This window comes from Pseudomonas marginalis, from assembly GCF_008692035.1.
In the GTDB taxonomy this organism is placed as follows: domain Bacteria; phylum Pseudomonadota; class Gammaproteobacteria; order Pseudomonadales; family Pseudomonadaceae; genus Aquipseudomonas; species Aquipseudomonas marginalis.
Window position 1 is genome coordinate 596,492 of record NZ_VTFG01000001.1, and the last position, 14,549, is coordinate 611,040.

Below are 14,549 nucleotides of genomic sequence, written 5' to 3' on the forward strand. Positions count from 1 at the left end.
AAGACGGTAGTACTCAGGGCCTGGCTTGGCCGCGAACACGGGCTGCGTACTTTTCGAGACGTTGTGCGTGACGTTCGGCCTGTTGCTTGAGTGCCTGGCAGTATTCGGGGAGGCAATGCTGGGCATCGGGTGAGTCGACTTCGTCTGCCAGGCGCCGGGCAGCAGCGGCAGTGATCGGAGTGCCGCGTGGTCGCAATCGGCCTCTGATAACGGCGGCCCTATCGTTTACCAGCGTTGGATGGTTGAGTTTAAGGACCTCGACGGTGGCAACAGCGTCAGGCGTCAGACCTTCTACGTAGCCATCACTGGAATATCGAAACTGGCGCTCGACATTGGCTGACAACGGAGAAACGAAGGGCTTTCGGGCCACGTCGTAGTCGGCTTTTTCCACGGCACCATAACCACAAGCCATCTTGGTTTGGCTGGAGGGGTAACACGCCACCAAATTGTCGTAGGCGATGCTGTCAGCCTCGTGATGCGTTTGTGCAAGGACATGCTCAATGTGGCAGCTGAATTGTGTGCCCTGTCCCTTTGCCTGGCATTCGGTCGCAGTGGGCAACCGCCGCAAGGTGTAGGCGCATAAATGGAACTGCTCCTTCAAGAGCGCCTGGCGAACGGACTCGCTCGGAAAGCTGCTTCCCTTGCCGTAGTAAAGGTTATGCGGCGTATTGCGGTTTTCTCTTTTCCATTCAATCAGCGCCCGTGGCTCGGCGCCTTTTTTGATAGACCTCACGCGCCGCCCTCTTCTAGCGACCTCAGAGAGTCAATACTGGCTTGGGCTTCAAGGACATCAGGGATTTTGCCGACCTGCTCGCGCAATTTCGCGAGTTTAGCCTGGGCGGATTCAAGATTGTCGTCGTCGAGGTCACGGTAGATTGTTCTGAGTTGCTGGCTGACGTTTTGGTTTTGGGCCAATTCCCCCATCAGTTCCTCTATGACCTCACCACTTCGGAGGCCCAGTGAGCGCTCCGGATGACCGATATACTTGCCTTCCTTGAGCAGCATCACCGCCTCAGCAGGAAGTTCACCCAATATTTGCGGAGAGTGAGTGGTGATAATGAATTGGCAGTTGGGAAAGGTTTTTTCCAGGTTGGCGACGACGGTGCGTTGCCAACCCGGGTGAAGGTGAAGGTCCAGTTCGTCGATAAGGACAACACCCTTTCCCTCTAAAGGGTCAAGTACTTCACAATTAAGCAATGTAAGTCGGCGGGCAAGGTCTCCGACCAATGCCAAGAGACATTTCTCTCCATCCGAAAGCTGCAACACGTTGAATTCAAGGTTGCCTTTTAGGACGGTCATTCTCAATGCTGGCTTGCGGCGAATCCGGACATCCTTGAATCCAGTAAAGGTTTCAATTGCCCGGCGAACAACGGAAAGCGCAGGGTCTCGATAGCCCGGGGTATCCCGGCTGTTTTCATTCTCCAAGTCTTCTTGATTGCGGAACCAGATAAAGAACCGTTTGAAGTCGGCGCCGCCATGCCCTAGCGCGTCGTCATAACCTTCAGCAATAGCATTCTCCAGACGTTCGCGGACGCGTAAGGGTACGTCTAGCACCGCTCGATGAACGTCATAGTAAACGGCCAAAGGCAATTCTATTGGTCCGCCACCCTCAAACTCGCGCTGATTGATGCCATATTCAACGCCATCAGCAGCGTCATTCAACCGAAACAAATCACTGCTGCGCTCACGTGGATGTTTGCCGGCTTTTCGATTCAGGGCAATTGCCCAATCTACATCGTAGTTTTCAAACAGCTTTGTCTCGACGTGCAAGCGTGTGTATTCGGCCCCAACTTTGATGTCGTCTTTCGAGATCGTTCTTGATTTAGAAGGTTGACCAACCATACGTGCCGTCAAATTCGAAAGCGTAATCGCCAACGCATCCAGAATCGAAGACTTGCCCACCCCATTGACGCCCACCAAAGCGACAGTCTTCTTACCCTCGAAGTCGAGTTCCATGTGCTCGATGCCGCGAAAATTGACGAGAGTAAAACGCTTGATCTGCATGATCGGCTTCCAACGTGCCCGGCCAGGTCAGCCAGTCTTCAAAGTAAGCACGGATCATAGTAATTATCGACAGATCTGTCACGACGCCAAGGGCTGCCTCTATCAGCCCTGCGCAGCCACACGCCACACCCGCGCAATATCAGCCGCGCGCTCGCGCAGCAAACGCGGTGCCTCACTGCAGGCCTGCTCCAGGCTCATCGGGCCGCTTGGCAAGGCAAACGCCGCCTCCACGCCATGGGCATACATCTGCTCGTAGCCGTCGCCCAGGGTGCCGGCGATGACGATCACCGGAACGCCATGTTGCCGGGCGATGCGGGCCACGCCGAAGGGGGTTTTGCCGCGCAGGGTCTGGGCATCGAAGCGGCCTTCGCCGGTGATGACCAGGTCGGCGCCGCGTACGGCGTCGTCAAGGCCCACCAGTTCGGCAACGACTTCCACTCCCGCGCGGAACTGCGCGCCGAGGAACGCCTTGGCGGCAAAACCCAGGCCGCCGGCGGCGCCGCTGCCGGGCTCGTCGCGCACGTCCTTGGGCAGGACGTTGGCGCAGTAATCGGCGAAATGGCCGAGGGCGGCGTCCAGTTGTTGCACCTGCTCGGGGTTGGCGCCTTTTTGCGGGCCGAATATCGCCGAGGCGCCGTGGGGGCCGCACAGCGGGTTGTTCACATCGGCGGCGATTTCAAAGCGTACCTGGGCCAGGCGCGGGTCGAGTTTTTCCAGGTTGATACGTGCCAGCCGTGACAAGGCCAGGCCTCCGGGTGGCAAGGCCTGTTCCGCAGCGTCGAACAGTTGCACACCCAGGGCTTGCATCGCCCCCGCGCCGGCGTCGTTGGTGGCGCTGCCGCCAATTGCCAGAATGATGCGCCGGGCACCCAGGTCCAGGGCCGCGCGAATCAGCTCGCCGGTGCCGTAGGTGCTGCTGGTGCACGCATCGCGCTGGCCTGGCGCTACCAATTGCAGGCCGCTGGCTTCGGCCATTTCGATGATCGCGGTGTGGCTGTCGGCCAACCAGCCCCAACGTGCTTCAACCGTACCGCCCAGCGGGCCACGTACCGCCTGGCGGCGCAATTGGCCGTTACAGGCGGCGAGCACCGCGTCCACCGTGCCTTCACCACCGTCCGCCATCGGGCACTGGATCACGTGTGCGTCCGGCCAGACTTGCGCCAACCCTGCGGCAATGGCCTGGGCGACGCCCTCGGCACTCAGGCTGTCCTTGAACGAGTCGGGGGCGATGATGATTTTCATGGGCTTTCTCCGGTTTTTATCACGCCCATGCTGCCAGTTGGCACCGCCGCTGACGCCGGTCCGATGCACAAGTACGGGTAAGGTTTGTTGTTCATTCCGACAAAGCCTGGGGCAGCAGCTGCACGCCGAGGTATAGCGCCAGCATGCCATCCAGGGTCAACGGGTCGACGCCGCTGAGTTCGGCGATGCGCTCCATACGATAACGCAGACTGTTGCGGTGAATGCCGAGGGCGTCGGCACAGGCCTGGCTTTGCCCGTCGTGTTCGCACCAACTGCGCAGCGTGGCCAGGAGTTGGCCGTTGCTGTCCTTGGCCAGCACCTTGCGCAAGGGGTTGAGCAGTTCGTCCAGGGCATCGTCGTTGCGATGACGCCAGAGCATCACGGGCAGGCGGTAGCGGTTGAGGGTCAACAGCCGCGAGTGCGGCAGTACATCGCGACCGTAGGCCAGCAAATCGCCGACGCGACGATAGCAACGGCGCAATCCGGCCAGGCCATCCGCCTGGCCGCCGACGGCCACCCGCAGGATGTTCCAGCCCAGGCCCTGGAGCTTTTCCAGCAACCGTGGATTGTCCACCTGCTGCGCCGCCGGTCGGCACCACAGCAGCGAGAATTGCGCCGAGCTCACGCACCAACTGTCCGGGTAGCGCGAGGTCAGCCAGGTGTTCAAGGCCTCCGCCGATTGGCCCGCCCCCAGTTCGAACAGGTACGGCGTGCGTGCCAGCTGCGGCTTGAGGCCCAATTGCTGGGCTTCGTCGACCAGGCGTGGTGAGTCGCCGCTGTCGGCGAGGAGCAACGCCAACAGATCATCGCAACGCTGGCGTCGCCATTGCTGCTCGGCTTGCTGATGACGATGGCTGACGAGCATTTCGGCGGTCATGCGCACCAATTCGGCATAGGTGCGCAACAGCTCGGGCTCGCCGGTGATGCCCAGTACGCCAATCAGGCGCTGATCGTGCATCAGCGGCAGGTTGATGCCCGGCTGCACGCCCTTGAGGTGCTTGGCGGTCTGCCCGTCGATCTCGACCACGCGACCGTTGGCCAGCACCAATTGTGCGCCTTCGTGGCGGGTGTTGATGCGCTCGGGTTCGCCGCTGCCGAGGATCAGGCCCTGGCTGTCCATGACGTTGACGTTATAGGGCAGGATCGCCATGGTGCGATTGACGATATCCTGCGCCAGGTCATGATCCAGCTCGAACATGCGGCCATCTCCTTGAAAGAAAGTCCTTGAAAGCGTGGTTGTTCATCGGCACAGCGCAAAGCATGCATCACTGTGCGCAAGCACAAAGACAGCACCCCGCCACGTGGCCGAGACTCATTGGGCGATCAACGTTACCCTCGCATCGCAAAAAATCATAATAAAGAGAGACTCCCATGTCACAGAGCGCCGCTGTCACACTGGCCACCGATGACGATAAAAACGCCATCTACAAGCGCATTACCCTGCGCCTGATCCCCCTTCATTTTCATCTGCTATCTGTTCAACTACCTCGACCGGTTCAACGTTGGCTTTGCCAAGTTGCAGATGCTCGATGCGCTGGAATTCAGCGAAACCGTATACGGCCTCGGTGCCGGGATCTTCTTTATCGGCTACGTGCTGTGCGGCGTGCCGAGCAACCTGGCGCTGACCAGGTTCGGTCCACGGCGCTGGATTGCCTTGATGATGATCGTCTGGGGCACACTGTCCACCTGCCTGCTGTTCGTCACCACGCCGACGCATTTCTACACCTTGCGCCTGTTTACCGGTGCGGCTGAAGCCGGCTTCTTCCCCGGTGTGGTGCTGTACCTCTCGCAGTGGTTCCCGACGTTCCGCCGTGGGCGGATCATGGCGCTGTTCATGTCGGCGATCCCGGTGTCCGGTTTGCTCGGCAGCCCGTTTTCCGGCTGGATCCTCAACCACTTCGCCGCCGGCCAGGGCGGCCTGGCGGGCTGGCAGTGGATGTTCCTGCTGCAAGGCATCCCGACCGTGATCCTCGGCGCCCTCGCCTACTTCCTGCTCAGCGACAGCTTTGCCCATGCCAAGTGGCTCAAGCCCCACGAACGCGCCGTGCTGGAAGCCGACCAGGCCACCGACCTGGCCAACAAGCCGAAAACCACCACCGATTCACTCGCCGAAGTGTTCAAGAACCCGGCGATCTGGGCGTTCGGCCTGATCTACTTCTGCATTCAGAGTGGCGTATACGCCATCAACTTCTGGCTGCCGTCGATCATCAAGAACCTGGGTTTCAGCGATAACCTGGTAATAGGTTGGCTCAGTGCGATTCCGTATCTGCTGGCAGCGGTTTTCATGTTGCTGGTGGGCCGCTCGGCGGACTTGCGCAAGGAGCGTCGCTGGCACTTGGTGGTGCCGATGCTGATGGGCGCCATCGGCCTGGTGATCGCGGTGAACTTCGCCACCACGCCGGCCATCGCCATCCTCGGCCTGACCATCGCCACCATGGGCGCCCTCACCGGCCTGCCGATGTTCTGGCCGGTGCCGACCGCCATGCTCAGTGCAGGCGCAGCGGCCGGCGGCCTGGCGCTGATCAACTCCATGGGCCAGATGGCCGGTTTCCTCAGTCCGTATATCGTCGGTTTTGTGAAGGACGCCACCGGGTCCACGGATATGGCGCTGTACCTGCTGGCGGCGGTGATTGTGGCGGGCAGTGTGCTGGCGTTGCGGATGACGCGGACCTTGAAGGTATAACGCGGTCCATGTGGGAGGGGCGGTGCGACGATTCGACTTGCCCCCTCCCACATTTAGCCTGCGTTTACAGCAGGCCACCGCCGTCGATATCAATGACAGCACCGGTCATGTAGCCATTTTCCATGGCCAGCACATACCCCGCCGCCACTTCCTCGGCCTGCCCCACACGTCCCACCGGCAACGCGCCACCTGCCTTGGCAAACATCGCCAGGCGCTGGTCCTCGGCCAACCCCGCATACGCCGGGGTATCAATCACACCGGGACTCACCACGTTGACGCGACGCGGCGCCAACTCCTTGGCCAACTGCTTGCCCAAGGCTTCAGTGGCGGCGTTGATACCGACTTTGATGAACTGCCCCGGTGCCAATTTGCGCCCCAGTTGCCCGGAGGTCAGGCTGATGCTGCCGTGCTCATCGAGGAAAGGCAGCGCGTACTGGATCGCCCGCAAGGCACCCCAGAGTTTCACGTTGAAGTTGTCCTGGGCCTCGCCCAGGTCGGTTTCGGCCAGGGCCTTGGCGCGTACCGAGGGGCCGGAGGTGTACACCAGATGGTCAAAGCGCCCGACGGTTTCGAACAACCGTTGCAGGGACGCGGCGTCGGTGACGTCCACCGGTTCGCTGCGCAGGCCGTTATCGCGGCCAGACGATAGGCGCCGCCCCGCCAGCACCACCTGGGCACCGCGTGCGGCTGCGGCCTTGGCCACGGCTGCACCGATGCCGCTGCTGCCGCCGATGACGATCACCGTTTTGCCGTTGAGTGAGGAATTCATGGGGAAGTGTCCTGGGTTAGAAAGTGAGCGTTCATCATCCCAGCTTGGCAATCAACGAAAAATCCCGGTAAAACGACAGGATCTTTAAAGGATTTTTACAAATGAGCTCAATCCTCGACCTCGAAGTGTTCGCACGCACCGCCGACACCGGCAGCCTGTCTGCCGCCGCACGCGGGCTCGGCCTGACCCCCGCAGCGGCCAGCATTGCCCTCAAGCGCCTGGAAACCCGCCTGGGTACCCGCCTGCTGGCACGCTCCACCCGCAGCATGCGCCTGACCGAAGAAGGCCGGCGTTACCTCGACAGCGTGCGCGAGGCCCTGGCCGCCTTGGCCGAAGGCGAGCAAGCGCTCAAGCAGCAGAGCCAGGGCCTGACCGGCTTGTTGCAGTTGGCCGCACCCTCGGATTTCGGCCGCAATGTGGTACTGGGCTGGCTGGATGAGTTCAAGCTGGAACACCCGCACATCCGCCTGCAACTACTGCTCAACGACAGCAATGCCGACCTGTTCCGCGACACCGTCGACATCGCCCTGCGCTTCGGCGTCCCACGGGACTCCAGCCTGGTGGCGCTGCCGGTGGTGCCCGATCACCAACGCCTGCCCTGCGCCAGCCCCGACTACCTGGCGCGTCACGGCACGCCGCGCATCCCGGCGGAGTTGGCGCAGCACAATACGCTGCGGTACATGCGCCAGGGCCGGGCCAACAGCACCTGGTACTTTCGCCAGGGCACCACGTTGCAGGAAGTCGAAGTGACGGGCGACTACCTGAGCGATGACGGCGAGATTGTGCGGCGCTGGGCACTGGCCGGCCACGGCATTGCCTATAAGGCCAACCTCGACATCGCCCGGGACCTCAAGGCCGGACGGCTGGTGCACCTGTTGCCGGACTGGCAGGGCGAACCCACCCCGTTCAACCTGATGTGCCCGCACCGCCTGCAAGTGTCGGAGCGGGTGAAAGCGCTGCACCGATTTCTGCAAGGGCGTTGCCAGGCCTTGCTGAGTGCATGAAGAAACGCCCCCAGGGCTTGTTCCAGAGCCTGCGAGTCTGGTATTGCATAGGGCACGTCTCACTGCCGCAAGGAGCTTTGCATGATTTACCGCACATTGGGCCAGTCCGGTTTGAAGGTCAGCGCCTTGACCCTGGGCACCATGATGTTTGGCGAACAGACCCACACCGAGGACTCGCTGCGCATCATCGACAAGGCCTGGGACCAGGGCATCAATTTTATCGACACGGCGGATGTCTACACCGGCGGGCGCTCCGAGGAAATCGTCGGCGAGGCCATCGCTCGCCATCGTCAGGATTGGGTGGTGGCGTCGAAAGTCGCCATTGGCCCCACCGAGGGCCTGCCCAACCGCAGTGGCCTGAGCCGCAAGCGCATCTTCAACGCGCTGGAAGCCAGCCTCACCCGCCTCGATACCGACTACCTCGACATCTACTACCTGCACCGCGAAGATCACGACACCCCGCTGGAGGTGACGGTATCAGCCATCGGCGACCTGATTCGCCAGGGCAAGATCCGCTACTGGGGCCTGTCCAACTATCGCGGCTGGCGAATTGCCGAGGTGATCCGCGTCGCCGAACGCCTGGGCGTGGACAAACCGGTGATCAGCCAGCCGTTGTACAACATCGTCAACCGCCAGGCTGAAGTCGAACAGATCACCGCCGCTGCCGCGTACGGCCTGGGCGTCGTGCCTTACAGCCCACTGGCCCGCGGCGTGCTCAGCGGCAAGTACGCACCGGACGTGACACCCGAAGCCGGCAGCCGTGCGGCACGCCAGGACAAGCGCATCCTGGAAACCGAATGGCGCGTGGAGTCGTTGCGCATCGCCCAGCAGATCCAGCAATACACCCAGGGCCGTGGCGTGGGCATTGTCGAGTTTGCCATCGCCTGGGTGCTGAACAACGCGGCGGTGAGCTCGGCGATCGTAGGGCCGCGCACCGAGGCGCAGTGGGATGCCTACACCGGCGCGCTGGACGTGAAGATCACGGCTGAGGATGAAGCGTTCATTGATTCGTTGGTAACGCCGGGGCATTCCTCTACGCCGGGGTTCAATGATGTGGGCCATTTTGTCTCGGGCCGAGTGGCGCGCGCGTAGGCTGATTGACCAATTAAGGGTTGCGCAGCGGCCTTACTGCGGCGAGCGGGCTTGCTGTGGTGAGCGGGCTTGCCCCGCGCTGGGCTGCGCAGCAGCCCTTTAAAGCCGTCGCGTTTTTCCAGGAAAACCTCGTCGCCAGTTATTGGGGCTGCTTCGCAGCCCAGCGCGGGGCAAGCCCGCTCACCACAACAACCACAACAACCACAACAACCACAACAACCACAACAACCACAACAACCACAACAACCACAACAACAACCACAACAACAACACCCCGACTGCCCCTGCCAGGCAGACCCAAGCGGCGGCAGCGAGACATTTTCCTGAAAAACGCCCCAAAACAGCGCAACCCTCTCGCTTCAAAAGCACCATAATCCCCTGTTGAAATTCCCCCTACTTGTTTGAAATCGGTTTTCGCGAGGACAGCGTGTCTAAAGGTGTTGTGTTATCGGTGTCGGCCTCGGTGTTGTTTGCCGTGATGTATTACTTCACGTCATTGCTGACGCCATTGAGCGGGCTGGAAATTTTCGGCTGGCGCATGTTGCTGACCGTGCCGTGCATGACGGTGTTCATGATCGTCAGCGGCGAATGGCGGCGGGTCTGGGAATTGCTGCGAGTGCTGGCGGCCAAGCCTCGGCTGATCGGCGGTGTGGTGCTGTCGTCGGCGTTGCTGGGCGTGCAGTTGTGGTTGTTCATGTGGGCGCCGCTGAATGGGCGCAGCCTGGATGTATCGGTGGGTTACTTCCTGCTGCCGCTGACCATGGTGCTGACCGGGCGCCTGGTATGGGGCGAACAGTTGTCCTACCTGCAAAAGATCGCGGTGTTTTTTGCCGGCCTCGGGGTACTCAACGAGTTGTTCCAGGCCGGCGGGTTCTCCTGGGCGACGCTGGTGGTGATCATCGGTTACCCGCTGTATTTCATTGCGCGCAGATACCTCAAGACCGACCACCTGGGCGGACTCTGGCTGGACATGGCGCTGATGCTGCCGGTGGCCTGGTGGTTTGTGCAAAGCGGCGAACAGGGCTTTGCGGTGATGGATGCCCACCCCAAGCTGTACGGGTTGATCCCGATACTGGGCCTGATCAGCGCCTCGGCGCTGGTGAGCTATATCATCGCCAGCCGCCTGCTGGCGTTCAGCCTGTTCGGACTGCTCAGTTATGTCGAGCCGGTGCTGTTGCTGGTGGTGGCGCTGCTGCTGGGTGAAGGCATCAAGGCCGGCGAATGGTTGACCTACATCCCGATCTGGATAGCGGTCATGGTCCTTGTGTTCGAAGGGGTCAAGCACCTGGTGCGTCAGCGCAGGGCTTGAGCGACGAACAGGCGACAGGCCGCAACAGCGCCTGATGGTGTTGAGTGGCACCCTCATCGTCCAGGGTGGTGAATTCTACCGGCGTGCCGGTCAGGCCCTCGTGAGGCAGCCCGGGCATCGCAATCCGTGCAGTCCCATAGGGCGCGACCATCGGCGGATCTTCACTGCGATGCTCCACTGCGCGGAGTGTCAGTACCACCCCGGACAAGGTCACGTGATAGGGCGTGGGGTTAAGCACCTCCAACCCCGCCTCGCCTCCACCGCTTACGGACCATTGCAGCGCGTGAGCCGCGTCCTGCACCTGCCCCGGCAGTTCGGCGGGCCGGAGGAAAAGCTTGATCCGCGTACGAAAGGCAAATTGCAGGACGTTGGTTTCAGCCGAGGCCTCAACACTCGGCCTGATTGCCAGCACGTTCAGCCAGTACACCGACTCCCGGTCAGCCATCGGCTTCGGCGTTTGATAATGCATGATCCGCAAGGCGCGTCCGGTGCTTGCATTCATGCGAACGATGGGTGGCGTAATCGTGAACGGCACATCACTGTTTTCGGGCGCCGCCGCCGCATCGCCGTCATCGATCCACGCCTGCACCAGGCGCGGACTGTCAGCCTCGTTGTGCAGGTTGATCACCACCGCGCGCGCGGCGCCCGGATAGATGACACGTGTGCGGTCAATCACGATTTCACCCTGCGCGACGATCGCCTGCAGGCTCATCAGCACGCCAAGGCCCCTGCTCCACAGCGCGATGCTCATCGGTAGCTCATTGTGAAGGACGCCAACCCGTTCGCGCTGCCGGGCCGGATCGATGAGCCCGTCTGGATATAACGTGCAGTCAAAGGAATCTGCACGGTTGCATTGCCGGTTGTGCCGACCAGCCACTGGTTCGGGTTGCCAATGGTCGTGGAGTCGGCGCCGTAACGCACCAGTGTGCTCCCCCGCAGTAGTTGCAGTGCGACGCCGCTGGCCACGGAGGTCGGGGTCAGCGACAACACATCGCTGCGATTGGCCGGCGTGGTCTGGTCTGTCACCGTGATAAATACGTCACGCGTAGCACCGCTGGTGCCGCCCGTACATGACAGTGTGATGTTACGGGTCACGCTGCCGGCGAAGCTGCCCACCCCGCGAAAGTCACGTGCAGCCACGGCCGGCATGGGCATTGCAACCGAAGGCGTGGTGATGCTGCAGGTGGGTTTGCGGGGCGCATTGATCGTGATATTGGAAAAGTTCACCGCGTAATAGCCGGCCCCGCTGATGGGCGTGCCGGTGATCGTATACCTTGCAAGGTTCCTGGCGGCGATCGTGCCGCCGGTGATGGGGCCCGTGGCTACAAAGTAGATACGGGTATCAAGCCCGAGGACGATGGGCCTTGCCCTGATATCTCCAACAATCAGTGTGACACCCGCCGTGTTGATAGGCATGAACGGCCGATTCGGGTCCCTCGCCATCATGGCAAACCCGACCCCAGGCACATTGGTGGCGTGCACCGGCATTGAAAGCCCGTTGGCGGAAAATGTCTGGCCCGTCGGCGGGCTATTGACCAGCGCCAGCCTGGCCTGTGCCCCAAAAGCAATGCCAGTGGTACACCGAAGCGCAGATCCTGGAGGGCTGTCAAAGCGATAGCCGCTGGCGGACCCTATCACTTGTCCTACCTGTTGCCCGGCCGCAACGGTGATCGGGGGAATAGTAATATTCACCGACGGGCCGGGGGCGCAGGTGATCGCTTGAGCCTCCAGCGCCACCATCCATCCTCCCAGCAACACGCCGGCAAGCGAATACCTAGTCATGAAAACAGCACCTCTGTCATATCGGATAAGTCTTGCATCGCATCAATCATGAATCGGCGCTCGCTCATGGCTGGCCCGCCACCTGGCGAGCCTGGCTCGCCACACATACCCCTTGCATGAAGTCGGTAGTGACCTGTCGCTGGCCGGCGGTGGCCGGCGGCATGTGGTAGTGGATATCGCACTGCTCGGCGATTTTGCTGCCCCACTTGACGGTCAGGCGGCCTTCCTGCGGGATGTCCCGGACGAAGGCTTTGCTGGCCTGCCCCACCACACCGACCTCACGCCCTTGCCCATCGAATACCTGTGCAGCAAATGGCAGCGGGCTGCCATTCTCGCGAACGCCCTTGACCACCACTGCCCGGCCATTGACCGTGTCGAACTTGACCAGCGATACCGCACCCGAGGTCGGTACGACGTTGCGGGTCGATTCCTGAAGCTCCACATCCAGCGACATGCCTTCCGGATCGATCTCCACCGTATTGTTCTGGAACGCCGTCAGATTGGGCACGACGGCGTATCCCTTGCTGTTGACCCGTGTACCGCCGCCACCGCCAAGCCGGGCGCCTTCGGCTCCCGGCACATGGACCAGCGCCGAGGCTTCGCCCAGGCTTTGCGAGAACGCCACACCGTCGGCGTGCACGACTACTCCGCCGTCGGCGCCGAACGAAAGCTGCGAGCTATCGCGGCTCTGGCCATATCCGGCGCGCAGGTGGGTGGCATCGGTGCGATAACCCGCATAGGTGTTGAACTGGCTGGAGCGCGTGCTATCACTGGTCGCACGGTGGGCGGAAACACCGTAGTTGACCTCGGCGTTCTCGCCCAGGAAGCCGTTGATGCCCACCTGCTGCTGGCTGCCCCGTGTATCGCCGGTATCCCGGGACAGCGAAGTATTGATCGTCGGCGACCTCGACTCACTCCCCAGGGGCATCGATAGCGTGAGCATGTAGCGGTTATCAATGCGCCCGGGTTGACCGATACGCCCGAAGAACACATCGTCACTGAGTTCGCTTTGGGTCAGTTGTCGCGTGTCCTGGACCCTCGAACGTTGCGCCGAAAGGTTCCAGTTGAGCTTGTTCCAGGTCGAGCCGTAGCTGGCGGTGAATGAAACCTGGCGGCCCTCGTTCTCGCCCCAATAGTCGACAGAGCTGCCGTACAGGCTCAGGGTGCCGATGCCCAGTTGCTGGCTGATGGTCAGGTCGAGCCGGCTTTTTTGCCGGGCATAGCCGTTGACATCACCGGAGCCGCTCGCGATCTCACGCACATTCAGGGCATCCGGAAGGTTCAGGTATCCCTCCGTGGAGAATCGATACGCGCCCAGCGCAAAATGCGTCCCCGAGGCCGGCAGGCTTTTGTTGTAGCCAAGCCCGAGGCTTTGCCCGGTCAGGCGTCCATGCTCTGGCACCGCGGTACGTGAGGTGGCGGTGTCCAGCGAAAAGGCGCCGACGGGCGTATTCAACGCAACACCGACCTTTCCCTGCTCATAGCCTTTGGAAAGACTGCCGCCGCCATACACCGTCAGGTCATCGGTCAAGCCGTGTTGCAGAGTGCCTTGAAAGACGCTCGCCCCCTTGGCGTCGATGCCCTTTTGCTGCACCTCACCCAGGGTGGCACTGTATTTTGTCGTGTCGGCCCGCAGCAGCTGCGGGGCCACTGAGTACGGCACGACGAAGGTGTTCCGACGCCCGTCGACTTCGGTCACATTGACGATCAAGTCACCGCCGTATCCGGTGGCATGCAGGTCACTGATGACAAAGGGGCCAGGCGCCACCGTGGTCTCATAAATGGTGTAGCCGTTCTGGCTGACCGTGACCGTTGCATTACTGTCGGCGACACCCCGTACCTGCGGTGCATAGCCTTGCTGCGTCTGCGGGCGCATGCGGTCATCGGTGGCCAGGGTCACGCCCCGCAGGCGGACCCCGTCGACAATCTGTCCGTTGCTGAAGGTGTCTCCCAGGGTCAGTTGTGACTGCCAGGGGATGATACTGCGCTGCACATACGTGGACGTGTTCTGATAAGTCTCGAAGCCTGTGCGATTGCTCCAGGCCTGGGCGCCCTGGTGCCGCAAGCGCCAGGCGCCCAGATTGATCCCCGCATTGAGGCCCAGGTAAGTACGACCGTCACCTTCACCGGCGGTGACTGCGCTGGTGCTGAAGTTGTAATTGAGTAACCCTGCGGCAATCCCCTCATCCAGCGACTCGGGGTCAATGTAGCCACGCATGGAACGCTTCATATAGGCCTGCGGCACGCTGGCGGCCAACTCGAGCGCACCCGGGTCGAAGGTGCTGGATGCCATCGGAATCCACTGCCCCAGGTCGCCGCAGTACTGGCCGGCTGCGGCAGGGTTGCCGACCTCGCGCCCATGGGCCTCGGTATCGACTTTATCCATCGCGATACCGATTTTTTCCAACACTTCGCGACTCAAGCATGGCTGCGCGCCGGCCTTTGCCTGGGCTGCGACGAACTCCACCTCCCTGCGCCCCAATGCCTGGCCGTTGACCACGATATCTACGCGGTACAGGCCGGGGCTCATCGGGTTGCCGGTGTTGAACCGTGACGTGTCGACCGACGACGCCAGGCCACTGGAGAATGCGTTCAGATCAAAGCTCAACTCAGACGCAAGCGCGGCATCGCTTGCCATCACGGCCGCACTCATCAAACCACCCA

At 61.7% G+C, this 14,549-nt stretch carries 12 protein-coding genes and 1 pseudogene; 5 read left to right on the forward strand and 8 right to left on the reverse strand.

What is annotated here, in order from left to right; all coding sequences use genetic code 11:
* Positions 1-13: 13 nt before the first annotated feature.
* The 4 genes from FX984_RS02420 to FX984_RS02435 all read right to left on the reverse strand — a co-directional run bounded on the left by FX984_RS02420 (position 14) and on the right by FX984_RS02435 (position 4,444).
* On the reverse strand, positions 14-733 hold the full coding sequence (locus FX984_RS02420; RefSeq protein ID WP_092357982.1) for an HNH endonuclease family protein: 720 nt from the start codon (positions 731-733) through the stop codon (positions 14-16).
* Positions 730-2,004 carry an AAA family ATPase gene (locus tag FX984_RS02425; protein WP_092357980.1) on the reverse strand — a complete coding sequence of 425 codons (1,275 nt, stop codon included), beginning with the start codon at positions 2,002-2,004 and terminating at the stop codon, positions 730-732. Before FX984_RS02425 ends, FX984_RS02420 begins: the two co-directional genes overlap by 4 nt.
* A gap of 102 nt (positions 2,005-2,106) precedes the next feature.
* Positions 2,107-3,246, reverse strand: coding sequence for a glycerate kinase (locus tag FX984_RS02430; RefSeq protein ID WP_146476330.1), 1,140 nt, complete (start codon positions 3,244-3,246; stop codon positions 2,107-2,109).
* Between the two features lie 91 nt (positions 3,247-3,337).
* Positions 3,338-4,444, reverse strand: coding sequence for a sugar diacid recognition domain-containing protein (locus FX984_RS02435; RefSeq protein WP_092357976.1), 1,107 nt, complete (start codon positions 4,442-4,444; stop codon positions 3,338-3,340).
* Between the two features lie 173 nt (positions 4,445-4,617).
* Here FX984_RS02435 and FX984_RS02440 point away from each other — a divergent pair.
* A pseudogene (locus tag FX984_RS02440) lies at positions 4,618-5,929 on the forward strand (MFS transporter).
* Positions 5,930-5,993: 64 nt separating this feature from the next.
* On the opposite strand, the gene FX984_RS02445 reads toward FX984_RS02440, so the two are convergent.
* Positions 5,994-6,698, reverse strand: coding sequence for an SDR family oxidoreductase (locus tag FX984_RS02445; RefSeq protein WP_146476329.1), 705 nt, complete (start codon positions 6,696-6,698; stop codon positions 5,994-5,996).
* Between the two features lie 101 nt (positions 6,699-6,799).
* On the opposite strand from FX984_RS02445, the gene FX984_RS02450 reads away from it, so the two are divergent.
* The 4 genes from FX984_RS02450 to rarD all read left to right on the forward strand — a co-directional run bounded on the left by FX984_RS02450 (position 6,800) and on the right by rarD (position 10,103).
* Positions 6,800-7,702: a LysR family transcriptional regulator gene (locus FX984_RS02450; protein ID WP_146476328.1), complete on the forward strand. Its 903-nt coding sequence runs from the start codon at positions 6,800-6,802 to the stop codon at positions 7,700-7,702.
* 81 nt (positions 7,703-7,783) lie between these two features.
* On the forward strand, positions 7,784-8,794 hold the full coding sequence (locus FX984_RS02455; RefSeq protein WP_065927494.1) for an aldo/keto reductase: 1,011 nt from the start codon (positions 7,784-7,786) through the stop codon (positions 8,792-8,794).
* A gap of 59 nt (positions 8,795-8,853) precedes the next feature.
* Positions 8,854-9,168, forward strand: coding sequence for a hypothetical protein (locus FX984_RS33060; protein ID WP_430712818.1), 315 nt, complete (start codon positions 8,854-8,856; stop codon positions 9,166-9,168).
* 53 nt (positions 9,169-9,221) lie between these two features.
* Entirely contained in the window at positions 9,222-10,103 is an 882-nt protein-coding gene (gene rarD, locus FX984_RS02465; RefSeq protein WP_027606575.1) for an EamA family transporter RarD, read from the forward strand.
* Here rarD and FX984_RS02470 read toward each other — a convergent pair.
* The 3 genes from FX984_RS02470 to FX984_RS02480 form a co-directional block, all read right to left on the reverse strand.
* Positions 10,072-10,854, reverse strand: coding sequence for a fimbrial biogenesis chaperone (locus FX984_RS02470; protein ID WP_051429372.1), 783 nt, complete (start codon positions 10,852-10,854; stop codon positions 10,072-10,074). The genes rarD and FX984_RS02470 overlap by 32 nt on opposite strands.
* Positions 10,851-11,885: a fimbrial protein gene (locus FX984_RS02475; RefSeq protein WP_154905227.1), complete on the reverse strand. Its 1,035-nt coding sequence runs from the start codon at positions 11,883-11,885 to the stop codon at positions 10,851-10,853. The genes FX984_RS02470 and FX984_RS02475 overlap by 4 nt, the downstream gene beginning before the upstream one ends.
* 64 nt (positions 11,886-11,949) lie before the next feature.
* Positions 11,950-14,523, reverse strand: a complete 2,574-nt coding sequence (locus FX984_RS02480) for a fimbria/pilus outer membrane usher protein (protein WP_223841640.1) — start codon at positions 14,521-14,523, stop codon at positions 11,950-11,952.
* Between the last annotated feature and the right edge of the window lie 26 nt (positions 14,524-14,549).

What these genes read in the sequence shown, in the direction of transcription:
- FX984_RS02425 (WP_092357980.1), bottom strand. Translation starts at nt 2,004, where the DNA reads ATGCAGATCAAGCGTTTTACTCTCGTCAATTTTCGCGGCATCGAGCAC.
- FX984_RS02430 (WP_146476330.1), bottom strand. Translation starts at nt 3,246, where the DNA reads ATGAAAATCATCATCGCCCCCGACTCGTTCAAGGACAGCCTGAGTGCC.
- FX984_RS02435 (WP_092357976.1), bottom strand. Translation starts at nt 4,444, where the DNA reads ATGTTCGAGCTGGATCATGACCTGGCGCAGGATATCGTCAATCGCACC.
- FX984_RS02445 (WP_146476329.1), bottom strand. Translation starts at nt 6,698, where the DNA reads ATGAATTCCTCACTCAACGGCAAAACGGTGATCGTCATCGGCGGCAGC.
- FX984_RS02450 (WP_146476328.1), top strand. Translation starts at nt 6,800, where the DNA reads ATGAGCTCAATCCTCGACCTCGAAGTGTTCGCACGCACCGCCGACACC.
- FX984_RS02455 (WP_065927494.1), top strand. Translation starts at nt 7,784, where the DNA reads ATGATTTACCGCACATTGGGCCAGTCCGGTTTGAAGGTCAGCGCCTTG.
- FX984_RS02470 (WP_051429372.1), bottom strand. Translation starts at nt 10,854, where the DNA reads ATGAGCATCGCGCTGTGGAGCAGGGGCCTTGGCGTGCTGATGAGCCTG.
- FX984_RS02475 (WP_154905227.1), bottom strand. Translation starts at nt 11,885, where the DNA reads ATGACTAGGTATTCGCTTGCCGGCGTGTTGCTGGGAGGATGGATGGTG.
- FX984_RS02480 (WP_223841640.1), bottom strand. Translation starts at nt 14,523, where the DNA reads ATGGCAAGCGATGCCGCGCTTGCGTCTGAGTTGAGCTTTGATCTGAAC.